The sequence below is a fragment of the Shinella kummerowiae genome, from assembly GCF_009827055.1.
In the GTDB taxonomy this organism is placed as follows: domain Bacteria; phylum Pseudomonadota; class Alphaproteobacteria; order Rhizobiales; family Rhizobiaceae; genus Shinella; species Shinella kummerowiae.
The window spans coordinates 1-673 of sequence record NZ_WUMK01000039.1; the positions used below are offsets into that span (position 1 = coordinate 1).

General features: G+C 58.8%; 1 protein-coding gene. It reads left to right on the plus strand.

Features of this window, described 5'->3' with window-relative positions:
• Nucleotides 1-54: 54 nt before the first annotated feature.
• Nucleotides 55-633 carry a biliverdin-producing heme oxygenase gene (locus GR138_RS30150; RefSeq protein WP_160862942.1) on the plus strand — a complete coding sequence of 193 codons (579 nt, stop codon included), beginning with the start codon at nucleotides 55-57 and terminating at the stop codon, nucleotides 631-633.
• The last annotated feature ends 40 nt before the right edge of the window (nucleotides 634-673 follow it).

Below are 673 nucleotides of genomic sequence, written 5' to 3' on the forward strand. Positions count from 1 at the left end.
AGGATCTTCCCTTGCGCAGGTCCTGCGACGATCCGCTTTCTGTGATGGGAACACATGGGACACAGTGAAAGGCGGTTTGCGCTTCGGGATCGAACCCGAGCCAACCATGAGAAGCTCGACACCGCGATCGGCGCATTTGAGAACCTTGCGGCGTATCGGCGCTATGTGACCTTCCTCGGCAGATTTCGCTTCGCGATGGATCGGGTCTTGAACGATGTTGTCTGGCCACGGGATTGGTCCTGGCGTCCGACCGCCGTGTCCGATTCGATCGCGCAGGACGCGAAAGATCTGGGGCTCCGGGTAACACCGACCGAAACGTCGGATGTGCTGTTCGACGATCAAAGTGGTTTGTTGGGTGCGATCTATGTTCTCGAGGGATCAACTCTCGGTGCGCGCGTTCTAAGATCGCGAGCCGCCGCGCTTGGAATGACCGATGGTTTCGGCGCACGGCACTTGGCAGTCATGACGCGCGACATGTCGTGCTGGCAGTCCTTTCTTCGTCAACTGGACGATGTTGAAGACTTCGACATCGAATGCGCCGCCCAGGCCGCGAATGCTGTCTTCGATCTCGCCTTGCGATGCGTCGAGACAGGCGGGCTACCGTCTCCTGACTTCAAAGCGAGCGCCTATTAGCCATCGATTACACGCCGAACCTTCTCGGCCAGCTGCTCCA

Bases quoted from the DNA above. Each gene is read 5' to 3' on its own strand.
- GR138_RS30150 (WP_160862942.1), top strand. From the start codon at position 55: ATGGGACACAGTGAAAGGCGGTTTGCGCTTCGGGATCGAACCCGAGCC.